The sequence below is a fragment of the Paraburkholderia lycopersici genome, from assembly GCF_900096975.1.
GTDB classification, from domain to species: domain Bacteria; phylum Pseudomonadota; class Gammaproteobacteria; order Burkholderiales; family Burkholderiaceae; genus Paraburkholderia; species Paraburkholderia lycopersici.
The window spans coordinates 626,928-647,776 of the sequence record NZ_FMYQ01000001.1 but is presented as its reverse complement, the minus strand read 5'-3'; the positions used below and the strand labels follow the sequence as shown (position 1 = coordinate 647,776).

Below are 20,849 nucleotides of genomic sequence, written 5' to 3'. Positions count from 1 at the left end.
GCTGACGTGGCAGTGCCATCGCGGTCACGTTTGGCAGGCGCGAGCGGGCAGCGTCCGTCAGGGAGGGTGGTGCCCGTCTTGCGCAATACTGGATCGTATCCGCGCGAAGAACAACTGGAAGCGTAGTCGGTATGAGGCACCCGGGAAACTCGACGCGTGACCAAGCCGATGCGTAATGGGGTGTCGCCATAGACGACGCGAAGATTCGATAGAGACGAAGGGTAGAGCGGGTGGGAAGAAGTGCGATGCGGCGCGGAAGTCGTGCCGGGCTGACGAAAGAGATGCTGCTGCCGTTGTCGACCGAGAAGGTGCGGGCACTGTCGTTGGAGAATCACTTGGCGTTCGCGACGGTTCGTGCCGGTCAGGGCGATTCCGAGCAGATTATCAATTTGCTGCGGATCATCTATCTTGCATTTTTTCTGCGGGAAGAATCAGCGTCAGGAGCCGACTTGGATCTGTACCGTCAAGCTGAGGCGGCGCTGGACGCGTGTGTCGAGCGCGCGGAGGTAGGAGCGGAATGGCTGCTGCTCGATCCTGAACAGACAGCGCTTGAGCGCCTTCTGGTTGTGCATGACGAGCAATTGTCCGCGGTGCCGAAGCACCGATACCTGGCGGCCTGGGATCGGATGCAACGATTCATCACAGGGACGGGGCGCTCGCCGATTCCGATAGAGGAAGAGTTTGCTGTTGATGAGTGAGGCTGTTGGCAGCGGCAGATCAAGAGAGGGAACTGGCTGAACACCGCGAGTGACGTGTCTCGAGCAATTCTCAACTCTGGCTTACCGCGTTGTCGTTCGCGGAGGCGTCTGGCGCTAAGCTGCTCCGAATTGTCCCCTCTTGAACGGAGGTAATGTCGTCGCAGTTCATCGCGCAAAATTGAATATCTCGGACAATACTGTCGGCCAGTGATCCGAAGCGATTAATTTGGCCCGAGATAATACGTGACGAGAGGTTGTCAATGCCGCCGACGGTCAATTCATAGAACTCGTCGAGGCAGATCCAGGTACACACGGGGAAGCAGCATGAACCCTGCGGCAAGTAGAATGCAGGAAACCGATTGCCAGATTGACAGCCAAAGTCGTTACGGTACCGCGACCCTTTTGAGGTCGTTTTGGCGACGACAACGTTGTGGTCGCTCTTCCCGAGCACGACGAGGTATTTGTCTTTTGTTGCCCCGTCGGTGAACTTGAAGTCCTTATGGAAGAGAATTTGCCCTGGTTGGATCATCTTGGGCCTTTCAGCGCTGCGATAAGGTCGGAACGCTCATTCACGACCGATTTCATCTCAGCAGCTTCTTGCTTGCGGAGTGCGTATTCGTATGGAATACGGCCGCGCTTCTTCCCTTCCTTGACGTAGACCTGATTCCAGGGAAGGTTTTCGAGGTGCGTTGCTTCAATCATCTCGGTTGCGTCGGAGTTCTTAAACTCAGTCGCAAGTCGCTCAAGAATGCGCAGTTCGCGCTTGGTGAAGAAACGCGCGTCGAACTCGCCAAGCGGCTTAATGCGAAGCATCGGGCCGCTCTTGGTTTGGAGACTACCGAACTCCACCTTGCCGAACCACTCGCCTGCAGCGGTGTCCAGAGCTGAAAGCTCGCCATGCAAAGCCTCGGGAACCGGGCCCATCTTCCAGGCGACGTAATCCATCCCGGTTACCGACCTACCGGTGTCCCGGAAATGCTCGAAGTCAAGGAAGTAGAGAAGCTTGAAGAGCTTAACTTTGCCGAGTTTCTTGACGTTTGTGGCAAAGTACAGCACCGCTTCGACGAGCTTCTGCCGATCATGGTTCGTTAGCATAGGTTCCCTCGCGCGGGCACTTTAGCACGTCGTGCCGTATGAAGATATTCGACGCTGCCCTGGAAGTAGGCGTTTGTGGGGCAGATCGGACAATTAATGCGTGGAGCAGGATGCCGGTCGAGCGAAAAGGGAACTCGCGGTCTTGCGGTATCGTGGTTAGCCTACCCGTGGATCGCGGAGTCCATGTTGAAATGGGGCCATGTGGATTGGCATTGATTGATGCAGACTCAAAATGCCTACACGGTGCCTACATGGATTCCAGAAAGCAAAAAGCCCGGTCAGAATGACCGGGCTAAGTGCTTGATTCGTTTGGTGGGGCGTGAGTGACTCGAACACTCGACCTACGGATTAAGAGTCCGCTGCTCTACCAACTGAGCTAACGCCCCCAACAGAAGTGAGATTATGCTACACCTTTTTGGGTCTGCCAAGCCCTTTTCGCATTTTTTCTAAAAATAGTTGAAGAGGGCGCTATAAGCCAGCCAGCCCGGGCGTTCGCGTACTTGCCGCCGGCTCGGCTCGGTCCCGGTATGATGTCGCCACGCCCGGCGTCAAACCGGGCTTAAGGCAGTTGTTGCGCATCTTCCGTTTTGTCGGAATCGTCGCGCGGCACGCATTCTCAAAGGCAAACAATGGACGACAACGCAATCGACGCGCTACTTGAGCGCGTGCTGGCCCCGTGGGTGCGCGCGCTCGGGATGAAGCCGGTCGACGTGACCGAAGAGAGCGCCACCTTGCGCCTGCCGTTCTCCGGCGAGCTGCGCCACTCGGGCGGCGTGATTTGCGGCCAGGTGTTCATGGCCGCGGCCGATACGGCCATGATCGTCGCGATTTCGGCGGCGCTCGGCGGCTTCAGGCCCATGACGACCGTTGCGCTCAACACCAGTTTCATGCGCGCCGTGCGCAAGGGCGACGTGCTCGTGAAGGCGCGCGTGCTGCGCATGGGCCGCAACCTGGTGTTCGGCGAAATAGAACTCTATGAAGAAGAAGGCCGGATGGCGGTTCACGCGACCTCGACTTACGCGCTGCTCGATTAAGCTTGCCGCTTCCGATCGTTTTTCGATCGCTTCGAAGGATGCCAAGGCATGTTCGATCAGGTTGTTTTCGCCGGCGGCGGCAATCGCTGCTGGTGGCAGGCGGGGTTCTGGGACATCGTCCAGCCCGAGCTGCGCATTCGTCCGCGCGTCATCGCAGGCATTTCGGCGGGCGCGGCCACGGCCTGCATGCTCTACACGCGCGAGGCCGACTGGGTCATGCGTTATTACGAGGAAGCGCTACGCCACAACAGGCGCAATGCCTACTGGGGCAATCTGCTGCGCGGCGAGTCGGTGTTTCCGCACTACCGCATCTATCGGCAGGCGCTGCTCGATATCTACGGCGAGCCGTTCGCGCGGCTTCAGGACGCGCCCGAGATCCGCATCGGCGTGTCGCATCTGCCGCGTTGGCTCGGTGCGCGCAGTGCCGTGGCCGCGGGCCTCATCGCGTACAACATCGAAAAGCACATCCGCAAGACGCTGCACCCCACGCTTGGGCGCAAGCTCGGCTTCCATCCCGAGTTCGTGACCGCGCAGGAATGCGCGAGTGTGGAGGATCTCGCCGACCTGATCCTGCAGTCGTCGTGCACGCCGCCGTTCACGCCGGTGCTGCGCCGCGATGGCCGCCCGGTGCTCGACGGCGGAATGGTCGACAATGTGCCGGTTGGCGCGCTCGACGAAACGCCCGGCTGCGTGCTGGTGATGGTGACGCGCCTCTATCCGCGTCCGCAGATGTTCGTGATGCGCCATCAGGCGCCGCAGGGCGTGCAGCTGCGCCTTTACGTGCAGCCTTCGGCCAAGGTGCCGATTTCGAGCTGGGACTACACGAGCCCGCAGCAGATGCAGCACGCCTACAACCTCGGCCGTGTGGACGGCGAGCGCTTTCTCGCACGTTTGCCCGAGGTGATGGAAGCGGGCGCGCACGCCTGAACGGGCGTGCATCGGATGCGTCCGGAATCGCAGGCATGGGGCGGCGCGCGCCGCCCCATGCCGCCGTGCTTACCGGCGACGGCCGCCCTGCAGCGCTTCGGGGTTCGCGACGCTCGAAAGGTCGCCCGCATCGAAGGCGAGGATGTTGCGGAATGCCGCCCCGAAGTAAAGCTCGTAGCTCTCGCGCTCCACATAGCCGATGTGCGGCGTGCAGATCACGTTTTCCATGCGCAGCAGGCTATAGCCCTGCAGGATCGGCTCGCTCTCGAATACGTCGATCGCAACCATGCCCGGCCGGTTGTGGGAGAGCGCGCCGAGCAGCGCGTTCTCTTCCAGCAACTCCGCGCGGCTCGTGTTCACGAGCAGCGACGTGGGCTTCATGCGCAGCAGGTCTTCCTGCTTCACGATCCCGCGCGTGTCGTCGTGCAGGCGCAGATGCAGCGAGAGCACGTCGCTCTCCTCGAACAGCGCTTCGCGGCTCGCCGCGGCTTCGTAGCCATCGGCGCGCGCGGCTTCGAGCGAATGCTCGCGGCCCCAGATCACCACGCGCATGCCGAACGCCTTGCCGTAGCCCGCCACGAGCCGGCCGATCTTGCCGTAGCCCCAGATGCCGAGCGTCTGGCCGCGCATCACCTGGCCGAGGCCGAAGTTCGGCGGCATGGCCGAGGTCTTGAGCCCCGACTGCTGCCACGCGCCTTGCTTGAGATTGGCGACGTACTGCGGAATGCGGCGCTGCGCGGCCATGATGAGCGCCCACGTGAGTTCGGCGGGCGCCACCGGCGAGCCGATGCCCTCGAGCACGGCGATGCCGCGCTCCGTACAGGCGGGAATGTCGATATGCGGCCCCGCCTTGCCGGTCTGGCTGATCATGCGCAGATGCGGGAGCTTGTCGAGCAGTTGCGAGGTGATGCGCGTGCGTTCGCGGATCAGCACGAGCGCGTCGACTTCGGCGAGGCGGCTGGCGAGCTGGCCCAGACCGCGCACCGTATTGTTGAACACCTTGACCTCGTGGTCGGCGAGCAGTTGAAAGCAGTCGAGCTTGCGGACGGCGTCCTGGTAGTCGTCAAGGATGGCAATTTTCATGGTAGCGGGTTGTTTTGCGTGTTTTGCATCGTGCTGATCGTAGCGCGACTTCGGTGTTCATCTGGTGGTTATCCCACTATGCAGCGCCGGGAAGGCTGGTATGAATAAGGGGAGCCTTCACGTCGCGCCGTGTGCAGCAGCAGGCATTGCAATTGCGCATGACCACGGCTACGCACGCAGGTCCCTGTCGCGGCCGTCGGTCGCGAATTTGCAACTTTTAACAGCTTGTCGGGTTGCGATGCAAGCCGCTTTACAGACGGTTTCGAACCCCGGCTGAAAGGCCTTGACGACCTGCCCAACTGCTCGAAGCGAATCGCGCGCCATCTGCCTTCGGCGTCGGTTTGCAGCAGTTGCGCCTCTCGCGTGCAGCGTCTGGAAGGGCCGATCCCTTTTTACAGCCCTAAAAATGGAGACAGCTCGATGAACCATCCCGATCACCAAGCCCAGGCCGCCGCGCAGGTGCCCGCCTGGGTCCGGCACCGGAAACTGATCGACTGGGTGCAAAAAATCGCTGCGCATACGCAGCCCGATCGCATTGTCTGGTGCGACGGTTCCCAGGAGGAATATGACCGCTTGTGTGCGCAGATGGTCGAAGCGGGCACGATGCGCCGTCTCAATGCGCGGAAACGCCCGAATTCCTATCTCGCCTGCTCTGACCCTTCGGACGTCGCGCGCGTGGAGGACCGCACCTTCATCTGCTCGTCGCGCAAGGAAGACGCCGGCCCCACCAACAACTGGGTCGCGCCCGCCGAAATGCGCGCGACGCTCGACGGCCTGTTCGCGGGTTCGATGCGCGGCCGCACGATGTACGTCGTGCCATTCTCGATGGGGCCCCTCGGCTCGCCCATCGCGCATATCGGCGTCGAGCTTTCGGACAGCCCCTACGTCGTCGCGAACATGCGCATCATGACGCGCATGGGCCGCGCAGTGTACGACGTGCTCGGCGAAGACGGCGCGTTCGTGCCGTGCGTGCACAGCGTGGGCGCGCCGCTCGCGACGGGCGAGAAGGACGTGCCGTGGCCGTGCAACAAGACCAAATACATCGTTCATTTTCCCGAAACGCGCGAGATCTGGAGCTACGGCTCGGGTTACGGCGGCAATGCGCTGCTGGGCAAGAAGTGCTTCGCACTGCGCATAGCCTCGACCATGGGTCGCGACGAAGGCTGGCTCGCCGAGCACATGCTGATTCTCGGCGTGCGCTCGCCGCAAGGGCGCAAGTATCACGTCGCCGCGGCGTTCCCATCGGCGTGCGGCAAGACCAACTTCGCCATGCTGATTCCGCCGACTGCGATGAACGGCTGGGAAATCACCACCATCGGCGACGATATCGCGTGGATCAAGCCCGGCGCCGATGGCCGCCTCTACGCGATCAACCCGGAGGCCGGCTACTTCGGCGTTGCGCCGGGCACGAGCGAAAAGACCAACTTCAACGCCATGGCGACGCTCAAGGAGAACGTGATCTTCACGAACGTCGCGCTTACCGACGACGGCGACGTCTGGTGGGAAGGCATGACCGACGAGCCGCCCGCGCATCTGATCGACTGGCAGGGCAACGACTGGACGCCGGCCATCGCGAAGGAAACCGGCCGCAAGGCAGCGCACCCGAACGCGCGTTTCACGGCGCCGGCGTCGCAATGCCCGTCGATCGATCCCGAATGGGAGAACCCGAAGGGCGTGGCCATCGACGCGTTCGTCTTCGGCGGCCGCCGCTCGACGACGGTGCCGCTCGTGACCGAGGCGCGCGACTGGACCGAGGGCGTCTACATGGCTGCCACCATGGGCTCGGAAACGACGGCCGCGGCGGCGGGGCAGCAGGGCGTGGTGCGCCGCGATCCATTCGCGATGCTGCCGTTCTGCGGCTACAACATGGCCGACTATTTTGGCCACTGGCTGCGAACGGGGGAGCGCCTGACGAAGCTCGGCGCGACGCTGCCGCGCATCTTCTGCGTGAACTGGTTCCGCAAGGGCCCGGACGGCAAGTTCGTGTGGCCGGGCTTCGGCGAAAACATGCGCGTGCTCGAATGGATGGTGCGCCGCATCGAAGGCAAGGCCGAGGGGGACGAGCATGCATTCGGCTTGTCGCCGCGCTACGGCGACCTCGACTGGAGCGGCCTGAATTTCACGCCGGCGCAGTTCGAGCAGGTGATTTCGGTCGATGCCGACGCCTGGCGCGCCGAACTGGCGCTGCACGCGGAACTGTTCGAAACGCTCGCTCACGGCTTGCCGGACGCGCTCGAAGAGGCGCGCAAGCGGCTGGAAACGCGCTTTTGATCGCCTGAAGTAAGTCCTCGCTAACCAAGCGGCCGCCTTTGGGCGGCTGTTTCGTTTCAGGGTCGAACGCTTTGATGCGGTGCAAATCGCCTGCTGTTCGGCGTTTAACCTGCTATTTCGCTGCGATGCGCAAAATTGTTTCGTTTCAGGAAACAATCGTGTATGCGTTAATGCATTTTGGGGTGCCGCCGAAGAATTCGCAAAGAAAATAGGGGCTTCGGAGGCAACTTCTGCGGGTTTTCCACTGTCGTAGGAGAATTCGCGGTTTCCACGGCTGATTCTCAGCGAGTGGGAGTAACAGGCAGGAGTTGTCTCATGGATCATTTGCAGTCGATGCGAGTATTCGTCAAAGTGGCCGACCTCGGCAGTTTCGCCCGGGCCGCCTCCGCGATGGATATCTCCAATGCGGTTGCGACGCGGCATGTCGCCGACCTCGAAGGCCGGCTCGGCACGCGGCTGCTCAATCGCACGACCCGCAGTCTCTCCCTGACCGAATCGGGTCAGGTCTATCTCGAGCGCGCCCGCCAGATCCTCGATGAACTCGAGGATGTCGAACAGATGGTCGTCGCTCGCAACCACGAGCCCGTCGGCACGCTGCGCATCGTCGCACCGGTCGTCTTTGGCCTCCACAATCTCGCTCCCGTGCTGCAGACGTATACGCAGCGCTATCCCCAGGTCATTCCCGACGTCACGCTGGTCGATCGCCAGGTCGATCTCGTCGAAGAGGGCTTCGATCTGGGCGTCGTGACGGCGCGTCAGATGCGCAGCGCGAGCATCGTCACGCGCCGCCTCACGACGGGCTGCATGACCGTGTGCGCCACGCCGGCGTACCTCGAAAAGCACGGCACGCCCACGCGGCCCGAACAGCTGATGGAGCATCCGAGCCTGTCGCTGCCGTCCGAATACTGGGGGGACGAGCGCGTCTTCACGGGGCCAGAGGGCGAGGTCCGCGTGCGCCCGACCAACGTGATCGTGGCGAACAACACGGAGATGCTGCGCCAGTTCGCGCTACTCGGCATGGGCATTGCGATCCTGCCGAGCTATCTGATCGGCCGCGACATGACGCGCGGCCGCCTCGTGCGGCTGCTCGGCGACTATCGTTTGCCGCAGGTGGAGATCAACGTCGCGTATCCGAGCCGCCGCCATTTGCCGGCGAAGGTGCGCACGTTCATCGATCATCTCGTCGAGCACTTCAGCCAGACGCCGAACAGCCAGCTCGGCGAACAGTGGGTCAAGGACGGGCTCGCACGCCCGGCCGCAGCGGCCCGCCACGGCGTCGCAGCCGAAAGCTATGACGGCGCGCAGTCCGCATCGGGCTCAAGCGTGCGCGACGGCGAGCACAACGGCATGGACGCCGAGCGTGCGCCCAAGGCCGCGCGCGCTTCGGCGGCGCGCACCCGGACTTCGGCGATTTCACCGCTATAAGGCCGGCTCGCCGGTCGTCGGTCGATAAAAAAGGCGCAGCTTCGAAAGAAGCTGCGCCTTTTGTTTGTCGGCGCGCAGACGGCCTGCGGCCTGCCGAACGCCGGCTTACGAGCCCGTCTTGCGCGCCGGCGTCTTGCGGGCAGCGGTCTTGCGCGCCGGCGCGGCTTTGGCGGCCGCCGTTTTACGCGCGGGCTTCGCCGTGGCTTCTTCTGCCGGGTCCGCTGTGTCGGTCGCGGCGTTGTCCGCCGTATCAGCCGACGCCGCCGTCTTCTTTGCCGCAGTCTTCGACGCCGCCTTCGCGCCCGGCTCCTTCTTCTCGAACTCGAAACCGATCTTGCCGTCGCTCTGCTTCACGAGGAATGCCTTGAAATTGCGGCCCGTGCGCGACGACTTGAAACTGGTCAGCAGGTCGGTGCGGCCTTCGGCCAGCAGCTTCGCCATCTGGTCACGCGTGATTTCCTGCTGGAGGATCACCTTGCCCGAGCGGAAGTCGCACGTTTTCGGATTCGCGACCGAGTGCTCGCAGACGTAGCTCATGCCGTGCTCGAACACGCGGCCCTTGCACTTCGGGCATGCGCCCACCGGCTGCTGCTCCGAGAAGTCGGGCGCTTCGCCGTCTTCGGCGCCCTGGTCCTGACCGAAATCGAACTCGAGCTTGTAATTCTTGATTTCGTCGTCGAACGAGAGCTTGAGGATGGCCGAGAACGGCCGGCCCATCTTGCTGCGGAAGCCCGAGAGCGGGCCGATCGTCTTGTTCTTCAGCAGTTCTTCGACTTCGGCGATTTCGAACTGGCGTCCGCCGGGAATCTTCGAGATCGAAAACTCGCACTTCGTGCATGCGAAGCGGCGATAGTTCTCCTTCACCTGGCCGCCGCAATTCGGACACGGCGTTTCCAGCGTCGCGTAGTCGCCGGGGATCGTGTCCGAGTCGTATTCCTTCGCGCGCTTGACGATGGTCTGCGTCATGCGGGCGATTTCCTGCATGAACGCGTCGCGCGGAAGCTTGCCGCGCTCCATTTGCGAAAGCTTGTATTCCCACTCGCCGGTGAGTTCCGGCGCGGTGAGCTCTTCCACGCCGAGGCCGCGCAGCAGCGTCATGAGCTGGAACGCCTTGGCCGTCGGAATCAACTCGCGGCCTTCGCGCACGAGGTATTTTTCACCCAGCAGCCCTTCGATGATCGCCGCGCGCGTGGCCGGTGTGCCGAGGCCCTTGGCGGCCATCGCCTCGCGCAGTTCCTCGTCGTCGACGAGCTTGCCCGCGCCTTCCATTGCCGAAAGCAGCGTCGCTTCGTTGTAGCGCGCCGGCGGTTTGGTCACGAGCTGGTGAGCCGCGATCTTGTCGGTCTTGACCTTCTCGTCCTTCTGCACCGGCACGAGGTTGGCGTCGTCCCCGCCGGTCTCGCGGCCATAGACCTGCAGCCAGCCCGGCTCGACCAGCACCTTGCCCTCGGTCTTGAAGTGATGGCCGGCGACTTCTGTGATACGCGTCGTGACGCGATATTCCGCCGCCGGGAAGAACACGGCGAGGAAGCGTTTCACGACGAGGTCGTAGAGCTTCTGCTCCGGCTCGGAGAGCGACTTCGGCGCCTGCAGCGTGGGGATGATCGCGAAGTGGTCGCTGATCTTCGAGTTGTCGAAGATGCGCTTGTTCGGCTTCACCCAACCCTTGTCGAGCACCTGTTTGGCGTGCGGCAAGTAGTTGTTGCTCTCCTTGAGCATCTCGAGCGTCTCTTTCACGGTGCCGAGATAATCCTCGGGCAGCGCGCGCGAATCGGTACGCGGGTAGGTGAGCACCTTGTGCTTTTCGTACAGCGCCTGGGCGAGGCCGAGCGTGTTCTTGGCCGAAAAGCCGAAGCGGCCGTTGGCCTCGCGCTGCAGGCTCGTCAGATCGAAGAGCGCGGGCGAAAGCTGGGTGGACGGTTTCGATTCTTCGCTGACCGTGCCTTCGCGGCCATGGCAGGCGGCGACGATGGACTCGGCGGCGGGCAGGCTCCAGAGGCGCGAATCGCGCTTCTCCGGATCGAATTCGTCCTTCTTGAATTTCGGGTCGAACCAGCGGCCTTCGTAGAAGCCGCCCGCACAGACGAACTCCGCGCGTACTTCCCAATAGTCTCGCGGCACGAAACGACGGATTTTCTCTTCTCGTTCGACGACGATCGACAACGTTGGCGTCTGAACGCGGCCGACCGTGGTGAGGAAAAAGCCGCCGCCCTTGCTGTTGAAGGCGGTCATCGCGCGCGTGCCGTTGATGCCGACGAGCCAGTCGGCTTCCGAGCGGCAACGGGCGGCGTCGGCGAGCGGCTGCATGTCGTCGTCGCTGCGCAAGTTCGCGAAGCCGTCGCGGATCGCCTGCGGCGTCATCGACTGCAGCCACAGGCGCTGGACCGGTTGCTTCGCTTTCGCGTGCTGCGCGATCAGGCGGAAAATCAGCTCGCCCTCGCGCCCCGCGTCGCAGGCGTTGATCAGGCGGTCGACGTCCTTGCGCTTCATCAGCTTCGTGAGCACCTTGAGCCGCGATTCGCTCTTGGTGATGGGATTCAGGTCGAAGTGCGGCGGGATCACGGGCAGGTGGGCGAAGCTCCACTTGCCGCGCTTGACCTCGTATTCTTCCGGCGCGGCGATTTCCAGCAGATGGCCGACCGCCGACGAGAGCACGTAGTCGTCGCTCTCGTAGTATTCGTCATGCTTGGTAAAACCGCCCAGAGCGCGCGCGATGTCGTTCGCGACGGATGGCTTCTCGGCGATGATCAGAGCTTTGGACATGACTGGTTGCTTGTGGGTGTATCCGGTTGGCGCCCTGGGGCCGATGCCGTCTGAATGGGCGCTTGGGCGCGATGCCCGTCGTCGGGCCCCGGTCGGGGGCCGTTCTCGACCGCTTTATAGCACATGGCGCGCCGGCGTCGATTTTTACGTCATCTCATGACGACGCGCGCGCATGCGTCGGGGCGCCCAATCATAAGGGGGCGTCAAGCCGCGCGGCAAGCGGCGTGTCTGATCGGGGCCAGATGGTGATCGCCTGTCAAACGGCGCTCAGGGCGGGCCGCAACTTCGGTGCGTCGGCCACGCCCGGCAGTGCCGTGAGGTCCGCGAGCATGCGCTCGACCACGGCGCCGTGCGGCAGGACGGTGCCGAAGAAGCGCGTGGCGTGGGCGTCTTCGATCAGGATGGTCGGAAAATTCTCGACGTCGAGGTCGTCGAAGCGATCGGCGTGGGTTTCGATGTCGATGTACGCGAAGCAGATCTCGGGATGCGCATCGGCGATGCGGTCGAAGGTGGCCCGGTAGTCGCGGCAGGTGCCGCACCACTGCGCGCACAGGCACGCGACGAACAGCGTATCGGGGTTGCTGACGCGCTCGGCGATCTGGTCTGCGTCGGTGTCGAGGTCTAGCGCGGGCATGGTCGTTCCTTGCGTTCTCTTATATATAGAGCGGGGTATTTGGCGCGAATGTATCACGGCGGCGAGCCGCCAGTGACGCTTGCGCTAGCTGCGCGCCGCGCGCACGAACCAGCCGCCCGGGAGTGCGTCGAGATGGCCCGCGAGTTCGAGTTGCAGCAGCGTGCCCTGGAGCACTGCTTCAGCCATGTCGGTGCGCTGCGCGAGGATTTCAACCGTGGCCGGCGCGTGACCGAGGGCTGCGAGCAGGCGCCGCGCCTCGGCGCCGAGGCTGGCTGGCGGCGCGACCGGCGGTCTTCTTGCTGCGGCGCGGTTGGTCGCCGGTGGCGGGGATGCCCGCGTAGCGGGCAGCGTTCGCCGGGCATGGCGCGCCGGGCGTTCGAAGGGAACCGATACTTTCGGGCCGCGGTCCCGCTGCCCTGTCACGGGGGCAGGCGCCGCACCCGCCGGTTGCCCGGCGTTCAACGCTTCGAGCACCTCTTCCGGCGTTTCGACGAGCTGCGCGCCCTGCTTGATGAGCCCATGGCAGCCGCGTGTGAGCGGTGCGTGGATCGAGCCGGGCAGCGCGAACACGTCGCGCCCCATCTCATTGGCAAGTCGTGCGGTGATGAGGGAGCCCGAGCGCTGCGCCGCCTCGACCACGACCACGCCTTCCACTAGCGCGGCAATGACGCGGTTGCGCTGCGGAAAGTTGGCCGAGCGAGCCGGCGTGCCGAGCGGCCATTCGGAGACGAGCGCCCCGCGCTCGGCGATTTGCGTGGCGAGCGCGTGATGCGCGGCCGGATAGACGAGATCCGCGCCTGTGCCGATTACGGCGACGGTGCCCCCACGCTCCTCGAGCGCGCCGCGATGGGCTGCGCCGTCCACGCCGAGCGCGAGCCCCGACACGACCGTGAGGCTCGAAGCGGCGAGCGTGCGTGCGAAGCGCGCGGCGTCTTCGGCGGCCTGCGGCGTGGCGTTGCGGCTACCCACGACGGCAACGGCGCGAGCGTGCAGCAAACCGAGGTTGCCTTTCACATAGAGCAGCGGCGGAGGGTCCGGCATGGCGAGGAGGCGCGCCGGGTACGCCGGATCGGCGAGCGTGAGGAGCGTATTTCCGGGCGCCGCGCGCCATGCGTTCAGGGCTTCGAGCTGGGGCGCGAAATCCGGCCCGGGCTCGGCCAGCGCCGCGTGTGCCGCCTGCGCGCCGGCTACCGCGGCGAGTGTCGCGAACGGTTGGGCGAGCACGTTCTGCGGCAACCCGAACGCGCCGAGCAACGCGCGCAGCGCCGCAGGCTTCAGGCCGCGCGCGAGGGCGAGACGCAGCCAGGCGGCCAGTTCGCCGGGACATAGTGGCAAAGTCGTGAGCATCGCGTTCTCCGGCGGCGGGCGAATTGCCGCACTCGTGATAAAATTTTCACCATCCGAAATACACTTTGGCGCCTGCATGCGTGGCGTTGCGCGCACGCCCTCGGCTTGGCGTGAGTGCGCGGGCGGCGTTGCGTCCAACTCCAACGTTGAATCGCGGCCCGTTCGCCCGTATATGTCCGTATATCCTCCGTATCCGGCACGGGTCCCGCAAGCTGGCCGAACGGCCAGTCCGCGCTTCGCCTGCCGCCTAACGAGAAACCCGTCAAATCATGGCTCTACTGAACATTCTTCATTACCCGGACAAGCGTCTGCACAAGGTCGCGAAGCCGGTCGACGTGGTCAACGACCGCATCCGCAAGCTCGTCGCCGACATGGCCGAAACCATGTACGCCGCGCCGGGCGTCGGTCTCGCGGCGACGCAGGTCGACGTGCATGAGCGCGTCGTGGTGATCGACGTTTCCGAGACGCACGACGAACTGCGCGTCTTCATCAATCCGGAAATTGTCTGGTCGAGCGACGAACGCGAAGTGCACGAAGAAGGCTGCCTCTCCGTGCCCGGCATCTACGATGAAGTCGAGCGCGCGGAGAAGGTGCGCGTGCGCGCGCTGAACGAGAAGGGCGAAAGCTACGAAGTGGATTGCGAGGGGCTGCTCGCGGTGTGCATCCAGCACGAGATGGATCACCTGATGGGCAAGGTGTTCGTCGAGTATCTCTCGCCGCTCAAGCAAACGCGGATCAAGAGCAAGATGAAGAAGCTCGAACGCGCGATGTAATCGCGTCGCATCGAGCTATTCCACGCTTCATCCAACTATTTCGGCCAATCGAGCAGCGAGCGCCCATGAGCCACACCCTTCGCGTCATCTTCGCCGGCACGCCGGAATTCGCCGCCGCGGCGCTCGCGGCGATTCACGAGGCGGGCTTTGCCGTGCCGCTCGTCCTGACCCAGCCCGACCGTCCGGCGGGCCGCGGCATGAAGCTCCAGGCGAGCCCTGTCAAGCGTTACGCGCAGGAGCATGGCATGGCGGTCGCCCAACCGCCGTCGTTGCGCCGGACCGGCAAATATCCTCAGGAAGCCGCTGCGGCGCTGGACCTGCTGCGCGCCACGCCGCACGACGTGATGGTGGTCGCCGCATACGGGCTCCTGTTGCCGCAGGAAGTGCTCGATATTCCGCCGCGCGGCTGCATCAACATCCATGCGTCGATCTTGCCGCGCTGGCGCGGCGCGGCGCCGATCCACCGGGCGATCGAAGCGGGCGACGCCGAAACCGGTATCACGCTTATGCAGATGGATGCTGGGCTCGACACCGGTCCGATGATCTCCGCGGTGCGCACCGCGATCGCGCCGGGCGACACCACGGCGACGCTGCACGACCGTCTCGCGCAACTCGGCGCGAAGCTGATCGTGGATGGGCTCGCGGCGCTCGAGCGCGACGGCGCGTTGCCCACGACGCCGCAACCGGGTCAGGGCACGACTTACGCCGAAAAAATCGGCAAGCAGGAAGCCGCGCTCGACTGGCGCCGGCCGGCTGTGGCGCTCGCGCGCCAGATTCGCGCGTTCGATCCGTTTCCGGGCGGCGCGGCCACGCTGGACGGCGCGCAGCTCAAGCTGTGGGCGGCCGAGCCCGTGGAGCGTCCAGCCGACGCTGTCGCCAGGCCGGGCGAAATTCTCGACGTGAGTCCGGCGGGCGTGGTGGTGGCATGCGGCGAGGGTGCGTTGCGCCTCACGCAGTTGCAAAAGCCGGGCGGCAAGCGCCTGCCCGCGCGCGAATTTCTGGCCGGCATGCCGCTGGCGGCGGGGCAGCGGTTCCAGTTGCCTGAAGCGTCCGCAGCCTGAGCGCGGCGCGCGCGGGCCGTGGCGCTCGCGTCATCGTCCGGAATTGCCGGGTTGGCCAGATGCCGCGCCGCGCCGCGCGTTAGAATCAATTGCGCTCGATGCGCCAACCGCAATTTGAGCAATTTGAGGTCGTCATGCTCGGCATCACCCATTTCGGTTTCTTCCTCGTCGCCGTGTTTCTCCTGAACGTGACGCCGGGGCCCGATACCGCCTATATCGTCGGCCGCAGCGTCGCGCAGGGCCGCGGTGCAGGACTCGTTTCCGCACTCGGGATTTCGGCCGGTTGCTGCGTCCATTCGCTCGCCTGCGCGTTCGGCCTGACCGCGTTGCTCGCCGCCTCTGCCACCGCGTTTACGGTCATCAAGATCGTTGGTGCGATCTATCTCGTGTACCTCGGTGCGCGCCTCGTCCTCACGAAGCACGAGGCCAAACCAGCCGAAGGCGAAGCGCCCGCCGCATTGGGCGCCGCCGAGCCGCGCCCGCTGCGCCAGCTCTTCTTCTCGGGTTTCTGCACCAATGTGCTCAACCCGAAGGTCGTGTTGTTCTTCGTTTCGTTCTTCCCGCAGTTCGTGAGCGCCGGGAGCGCGCACAAGGCGCTCGCGTTCCTCACGCTCGGCGCCGTGTTCGTGCTGATGAGCACGATCTGGAACGGCTTCGTCGCGTGGGTGGCGGGCAGCGTCACGCAGCGCTTCTCGGGAAAGCCGGGCGTCAAGAAGTGGCTCGACCGCACCGTCGGCTCGGCGTTCGTCGGCCTGGGACTGAAGCTCGCCGCCGCCACGCGCTGACATTGAATTTTTCGCTTCCGCCAATATCTAACAGATCGCTTACAATGCGCTCGCGCCTGGCACCAGTTGACCGGCTGGCGGCGGGCGTTCAACGATCGATTTGATCCCCTGATGGGTGAAGGAGCACAGCATATGTTCAACTGGGTCAAGACCGCGATGTTGATGGCCGCGATTACGGCCCTTTTCATCGCGATTGGCGGGCTGATCGGCGGGCATCGCGGGATGGTGCTGGCGCTGTTCTTCGCGCTCGCCATGAACTTCTTCTCGTACTGGTATTCGGACAAGATGGTCCTGCGCATGTACAACGCCCAGGAAGTCGACGAGACCACGGCACCCCAGTTCTATCGCATGGTTCGCGATCTCGCCGCGCGCGCTGGCTTGCCGATGCCGCGCGTCTACCTCATCAACGAGGACGCGCCCAACGCGTTCGCCACGGGCCGCAACCCCGAGCATGCCGCCGTCGCCGCGACCACGGGCATTCTGCGCGTGTTGTCCGAGCGCGAGATGCGCGGCGTGATGGCGCACGAACTGGCGCACGTGAAGCACCGCGACATTCTCATCTCGACGATTTCAGCCACCATGGCCGGCGCGATCTCGGCGCTTGCCAACTTCGCGATGATTTTCGGCGGACGCGACGAGAACGGCCGTCCCGCGAACCCGATCGCGAGCATTGCCGTCGCGCTTCTCGCGCCGATTGCTGGCGCGCTCATCCAGATGGCGATTTCGCGGGCGCGCGAGTTCGAGGCCGACCGCGGCGGCGCCGAGATTTCGGGCGATCCGCAGGCGCTCGCCACGGCGCTCGACAAGATTCACCGCTACGCGCAGGGCATTCCGTTCCAGGCAGCCGAAGAGCATCCGGCCACGGCGCAGATGATGATCATGAATCCGCTTTCCGGCGGCGGTCTGCAGAACCTGTTCAGCACGCACCCGTCGACGGAAGAGCGCATCCGCCGGTTGATGGAAATGGCCGCGGGCAGACGTTGAAGCCGCGAGCGGTATTACCGGAACGCCTCTTCGGAGGCCATGCCGTTCGGTGAAGCTTTTCCGAAGATCGAGCGGCAGGACGGGACTTGACGGCCCGGTCGCATTGTCGGCCGGGCCGTTTTACGTTGATGAGCAGATCGATGCATTCGCGCGGTCCGGCTATGGCGTTTTGTAACGTGCGGGATCGAGGCGCGTCGGCGCCACGCTTGCTTCGACTGCAAATGAAGCCGCGATTCAGGCCATGAAGCGCCCGGCGCACGCCACGCGCACACGTTCCACGACGGCGCTCCATGCTTCGTCGGCCCGCTGGCGGAACAGGCGCAGCGTGCCCGGATACCACGGTGAATCGTCGCGCCCGTGCATCCAGCGCCAGTCCGGGTCGTAATGCGGCAGCAGCACCCAGCACGGCTTGCCGAGCGATGCCGCCAGATGCGCGGTGGACGTGTCCACGCAAATCACGAGATCGAGGTGCGCGATGATGGCCGCCGTATCGACGAAATCGTGCACGTCGGTGCCGAGGTGCAACAGCGGCAGGCTTGCCGGCGGATTCTGGGCTTCATCCTCTCCCCGACCTTTTTGCAGGCTCACGAACCGCAGCCCCGGCACGTTCCAGAGCGGCGCAAGCACGGCCAGCGAGGGCAGCGAGCGATGTGCGTCGTTGAAGTGCTTCGGGTTGCCCTTCCAGACGATCCCGATGCGCGGCCCTGGCGCGAGCGTGGCAAGGCGCGCGCCCCATTGTTCGACGAGCGCGGGTTCGGGCGTGAAGACGAGCGGCGCCGGGATCGTATCGAGCGTCGTGCGCACACGATGGGGCACGCTGATGGGGCTCACCCAGCAGTCGTACTGGCGCGATGCGGCCGCCCCGGCTTCGTGGTCGAGCACGGCATCGATGCCTTCGACGCCACGAAAGAGCCGATGCAGCGGCCGCTGGCAGACGAACGCCACATGCGCCGCGCCTTGGTCCTTGAGCATGCGTGCATAGCGGCCGAACTGCAGCATGTCGCCGAGGCCGTCTTCCTGCCACAGCAGCAAGGCCTTGCCCGCGAGCGGTTCGCCTTGCCACACCGGGCACTGCAGCAGGCGTTGCGTCGCGTGATGCACGAAGCCCGGCATCGCATAGCGGCATTCGTAGCGTGCGAAGCCCTCTTCGAAGCGGCCCATGCTGATGAGCAGGGTGGCGAGGCGGAATTTCGCGTCGCCGTAATCGGGATTCGCCGTCAGCGCGCGGCGGTAGCCAGCTTCCGCTTCGTCGAGGAGGCCGCGTTCCTTTGCGAGGCTCGCGAGATTGAAGTGCGCCTCGGCGAAATCGGGGCGCACGGCAACGGCTTCGTGGAGCACATCGAGTGCTTCGCTGCGGCGCCCGAGCGCCATCAGCACGCAAGCGAGGTTGTTATACGCTTCGACGCGGTGAGGCACGCGGCGCACCGTCTCGCGATAAGCGGCTTCCGCTTCGGGCAGCCGCTCGAGCGCGTGCAGCGCGACGCCGAGATTGTAGTGCGCCTCGGCGTGGTTCGGTGCGAGCGCAAGCGTCTGCCGGAAGGCGGCTTCCGCCTCCGGCGCGCGTTTGAGATCGGTGAGCACGCAACCAAGGTTGTTGAGCGCGTCCACGAAATTGGGGCGGATCTGGAGCGCGATGCGGATCGCGAGTTCTGCCTCGGCGAGTTTGCCGGATGCCTTGAACAGCATTGCCAGATTGTTGAGCGCTTCCGGGTACTGCGGCTGGATCAGCAGCGCCTGGCGCCAGGCCTCGGCGGCTGCATCGCCTTGCCCATGGTCTCGCAGCAGCGTGCCGAGGCTGTTGTAGGCCTTGGCATGGCGTGCGTTCGCCGCGATGGCGGCGCGAAACGCGCTTTCGGCTTCGGCGCGGCGGCTTTGTCCCTGGTGCAGGAGGCCGAGGTTGTAGTGCGCGTCGGCGTGAGCGGGGTGATGCGCGAGCACGGCGCGAAACGCGGCTTCGGCTTCGGCGTACCGCTCTTGACGCTGCAATACAACGCCGAGGTTGCTGCGCGCATCGGCGTCGGCAGGCGTCAGGACCAACAGCTTTTGATACACCGCTTCTGCTTGCGCGAAGCGGCCCAAGGCCGCAAAGAGTGCTGCGAGACCGGTATATGCCGGCGCGAAGTCAGGTTTCGCTGCGAGACAGCGCATCCACAGCGCCTCGGCGCGCGGGGCGTCGCCCGTGCCCGTCGCGCTGAGAGCCGCGAGATGGAGAGCCGGCGCAAGCGCGGCGGCGTCGGCTGCCGCATCGTGGCCGACGTGCGGTTCGAGCAGCGCGAGCGCGTCTGCGAAGCGGTGCGCTTCGCAGAGCGCATTGGCTTCGCGCAGGATGTCGTCGGGGGCGGGCGCAAGGGGCGTCGTAATGGGCACGGTGAACGATATTAAGAGGCGAGGTGCGGCACTTGCGCGGCGGGAACAATGAGGCATGTCGAGCTTACGACAGCTCGTGTCCAGGCAACACCGCGAACTGAGCGCATACGCTGCCACTATTCGGGCTATGGAGAAGCGCGGCCGGACACCCCAAAACTTGCAGACGGCTTGCAAGCGCTTCCATATTCACCCCGCCGCAGCTCATCCGGCGAAAACAGGCTTCTTTCATCGCAGGAGACCTCTTGGGAGGCGTTTTTTTATTCAACCCGCCGCCGTGGCGTCGCCGTCCATAGGTCGCGCGCTTGCGTGAGCCGCAACCCGCAACGCCCGCTGGCGCATGGACACCACGAAGAACACGAAATAGACGCCTATGAACCACGCGGCGTCGAGAATGGTGAAAACGTGTGTGAGCTTGACCGCTATCCACGCGGCGATGAACGCCAACGGGACGGCGTAGAAAAACGCGCGATCCATCCGGCGACCGGCGTTGCTGCTCTGGAACAGCGAGACGTAGCAGCATGCAAAAAACGGCGCGATATCGTATTCCTTCATTCGCGGATTCAGCGCCATTGCGAACGCAAGGATGTAGAACAACCTGCCCGATGCGTCTTCGCAAGCCATGAGGCGCGGGCTGCGCAACGGATTGACCGCGCACGCGAATAGCGCCAAGACGACCAGTTCGTGGATCAGGACATCGTCGAAAGCGGATAAGGCGCGCACGTGTTGCTCGAGTATTCCGAACAGCACGAGCCCGGAATCGTTCTGGGTGAGCATCTGCCAGTGCAGCATGGTTTCGAAGGCGGCCCACAGGTTCGGTTCGAGCGCGACCTGCGCGATGATTGCGAGCGCAACGCAGACGGGCGCCGCGAAGAAATAGCGCACGCCCTTGGGGATAAAGAGGAACACGACGGCGTACGTCAGGAAATAGATCTTGATGGAGGCAAAGAGAACGATGAAGAAGGTCAGTACGCAGTCCCTGAGCATCGTGCGGCCTTTCTCCCGGGAAGCCGCATAGAAGAGGGCAATCACCAGCAGGTGAGCGAAGATGGCGAAGTTCCCCGTGACAACGCCGCCTACGCCTGCGCCGCCGGTCAGGAAACCCAATGCGCCCGCGACCAGAAAATCTGCATGTCTGAGGCTATAGGCGAGATAAACCAGCGACGCGCAAACCAAAGCCAGATAGAGCCAGTGAAACGGAATCCGGGAAAAGAGATTCAGGAAGATGGGCGGATAGACGAAGGCGAGCGCGTGCGGCGCGTAGGGATTGGCGCCGCGATTGAACTGATTGAGCGCGCTCGCGTAGACCGTGTAGTCCCAGAACGGCGAAAGCAGCTTTCCGCGTCCTTGCTGGAAAACGGAAAAGAGCGCAACGAAGGCGAGGAACGCGATGTCGTGTTGCTTCCCGAGTGGTTTCATGATGACCGTCGAGGAACGGGGAGGGCGTGCGCTTTCGTCGCCATGATGCGGCGAGCGGCCAGGCGATATCCGCCAATATGTATCCGGATGCCCGCGCGGCCGGCGCGCCCGCGGACGCGGTCTCGTCAGCGGGCGCGTGCGGCGAAACAGTGTTGCGCGCCTGCCACGCTACAATGGCTCGCTTGT

At 64.3% G+C, this 20,849-nt stretch carries 17 protein-coding genes and 1 tRNA gene; 9 read left to right on the top strand and 9 right to left on the bottom strand.

What is annotated here, in order from left to right; genetic code table 11:
• The first annotated feature begins 281 nt into the window (after positions 1–281).
• Positions 282–698, top strand: coding sequence for a hypothetical protein (locus BLU17_RS02870; RefSeq protein WP_091994104.1), 417 nt, complete (start codon positions 282–284; stop codon positions 696–698).
• Between the two features lie 70 nt (positions 699–768).
• Here BLU17_RS02870 and BLU17_RS02865 read toward each other — a convergent pair whose 3' ends face one another.
• From BLU17_RS02865 to BLU17_RS02855, 3 genes are all read right to left on the bottom strand, one after another.
• The gene (locus tag BLU17_RS02865; RefSeq protein ID WP_091994101.1) at positions 769–1,227 is read right to left on the bottom strand and encodes a hypothetical protein; all 459 of its coding nucleotides are present in this window, start codon (positions 1,225–1,227) and stop codon (positions 769–771) included.
• Positions 1,224–1,793, bottom strand: a complete 570-nt coding sequence (locus tag BLU17_RS02860) for a Panacea domain-containing protein (protein ID WP_091994099.1) — start codon at positions 1,791–1,793, stop codon at positions 1,224–1,226. Before BLU17_RS02860 ends, BLU17_RS02865 begins: the two co-directional genes overlap by 4 nt.
• 310 nt (positions 1,794–2,103) lie before the next feature.
• A tRNA-Lys gene (locus tag BLU17_RS02855) sits at positions 2,104–2,179 on the bottom strand.
• A gap of 243 nt (positions 2,180–2,422) precedes the next feature.
• On the opposite strand from BLU17_RS02855, the gene BLU17_RS02850 reads away from it, so the two are divergent.
• Positions 2,423–2,827, top strand: a complete 405-nt coding sequence (locus BLU17_RS02850; RefSeq protein ID WP_091994096.1) for a PaaI family thioesterase — start codon at positions 2,423–2,425, stop codon at positions 2,825–2,827.
• Positions 2,828–2,875: 48 nt separating this feature from the next.
• On the top strand, positions 2,876–3,754 hold the full coding sequence (locus BLU17_RS02845; RefSeq protein ID WP_091994093.1) for a patatin-like phospholipase family protein: 879 nt from the start codon (positions 2,876–2,878) through the stop codon (positions 3,752–3,754).
• 69 nt (positions 3,755–3,823) lie between these two features.
• Here the strand turns inward: BLU17_RS02845 and BLU17_RS02840 are convergent, their stop codons facing one another.
• Positions 3,824–4,837 carry a D-2-hydroxyacid dehydrogenase family protein gene (locus BLU17_RS02840; protein WP_091994090.1) on the bottom strand — a complete coding sequence of 338 codons (1,014 nt, stop codon included), beginning with the start codon at positions 4,835–4,837 and terminating at the stop codon, positions 3,824–3,826.
• Positions 4,838–5,257: 420 nt separating this feature from the next.
• Here BLU17_RS02840 and BLU17_RS02835 point away from each other — a divergent pair, with 420 nt between their 5' ends.
• Together BLU17_RS02835 and BLU17_RS02830 are read left to right on the top strand one after the other, a co-directional pair.
• Positions 5,258–7,108: a phosphoenolpyruvate carboxykinase (GTP) gene (locus BLU17_RS02835; RefSeq protein WP_091994087.1), complete on the top strand. Its 1,851-nt coding sequence runs from the start codon at positions 5,258–5,260 to the stop codon at positions 7,106–7,108.
• Between the two features lie 315 nt (positions 7,109–7,423).
• The gene (locus tag BLU17_RS02830; protein WP_091994084.1) at positions 7,424–8,533 is read left to right on the top strand and encodes a LysR family transcriptional regulator; all 1,110 of its coding nucleotides are present in this window, start codon (positions 7,424–7,426) and stop codon (positions 8,531–8,533) included.
• Positions 8,534–8,638: 105 nt separating this feature from the next.
• Here BLU17_RS02830 and BLU17_RS02825 read toward each other — a convergent pair whose 3' ends face one another.
• From BLU17_RS02825 to dprA, 3 genes are all read right to left on the bottom strand, one after another.
• Positions 8,639–11,296: a DNA topoisomerase III gene (locus BLU17_RS02825; protein ID WP_091994081.1), complete on the bottom strand. Its 2,658-nt coding sequence runs from the start codon at positions 11,294–11,296 to the stop codon at positions 8,639–8,641.
• 256 nt (positions 11,297–11,552) lie between these two features.
• Positions 11,553–11,930, bottom strand: a complete 378-nt coding sequence (locus tag BLU17_RS02820; RefSeq protein ID WP_091994078.1) for a thioredoxin family protein — start codon at positions 11,928–11,930, stop codon at positions 11,553–11,555.
• A gap of 84 nt (positions 11,931–12,014) precedes the next feature.
• Positions 12,015–13,277 carry a DNA-processing protein DprA gene (gene dprA, locus BLU17_RS02815; protein WP_091994076.1) on the bottom strand — a complete coding sequence of 421 codons (1,263 nt, stop codon included), beginning with the start codon at positions 13,275–13,277 and terminating at the stop codon, positions 12,015–12,017.
• Positions 13,278–13,546: 269 nt separating this feature from the next.
• Between dprA and def the strand changes: the two genes are divergently transcribed.
• The 4 genes from def to htpX all read left to right on the top strand — a co-directional run bounded on the left by def (position 13,547) and on the right by htpX (position 16,880).
• Positions 13,547–14,050, top strand: coding sequence for a peptide deformylase (gene def / locus BLU17_RS02810; RefSeq protein ID WP_091994073.1), 504 nt, complete (start codon positions 13,547–13,549; stop codon positions 14,048–14,050).
• Between the two features lie 65 nt (positions 14,051–14,115).
• Complete coding sequence (gene fmt, locus BLU17_RS02805; protein ID WP_091994070.1) at positions 14,116–15,111, top strand: methionyl-tRNA formyltransferase; 996 nt, start codon at positions 14,116–14,118, stop codon at positions 15,109–15,111.
• Between the two features lie 134 nt (positions 15,112–15,245).
• A complete protein-coding gene (locus BLU17_RS02800; RefSeq protein ID WP_091994219.1) occupies positions 15,246–15,896 on the top strand; it encodes a LysE family translocator in 651 nt (216 codons plus the stop codon).
• Positions 15,897–16,028: 132 nt separating this feature from the next.
• Positions 16,029–16,880, top strand: a complete 852-nt coding sequence (gene htpX, locus BLU17_RS02795) for a zinc metalloprotease HtpX (RefSeq protein WP_091994066.1) — start codon at positions 16,029–16,031, stop codon at positions 16,878–16,880.
• Positions 16,881–17,114: 234 nt separating this feature from the next.
• Here htpX and BLU17_RS02790 read toward each other — a convergent pair whose 3' ends face one another.
• The gene (locus tag BLU17_RS02790) at positions 17,115–19,247 is read right to left on the bottom strand and encodes a tetratricopeptide repeat protein (protein WP_342713797.1); all 2,133 of its coding nucleotides are present in this window, start codon (positions 19,245–19,247) and stop codon (positions 17,115–17,117) included.
• A 261-nt stretch (positions 19,248–19,508) separates the two neighbouring features.
• The gene (locus BLU17_RS02785; protein WP_091994060.1) at positions 19,509–20,663 is read right to left on the bottom strand and encodes a hypothetical protein; all 1,155 of its coding nucleotides are present in this window, start codon (positions 20,661–20,663) and stop codon (positions 19,509–19,511) included.
• Positions 20,664–20,849 lie beyond the last annotated feature (186 nt).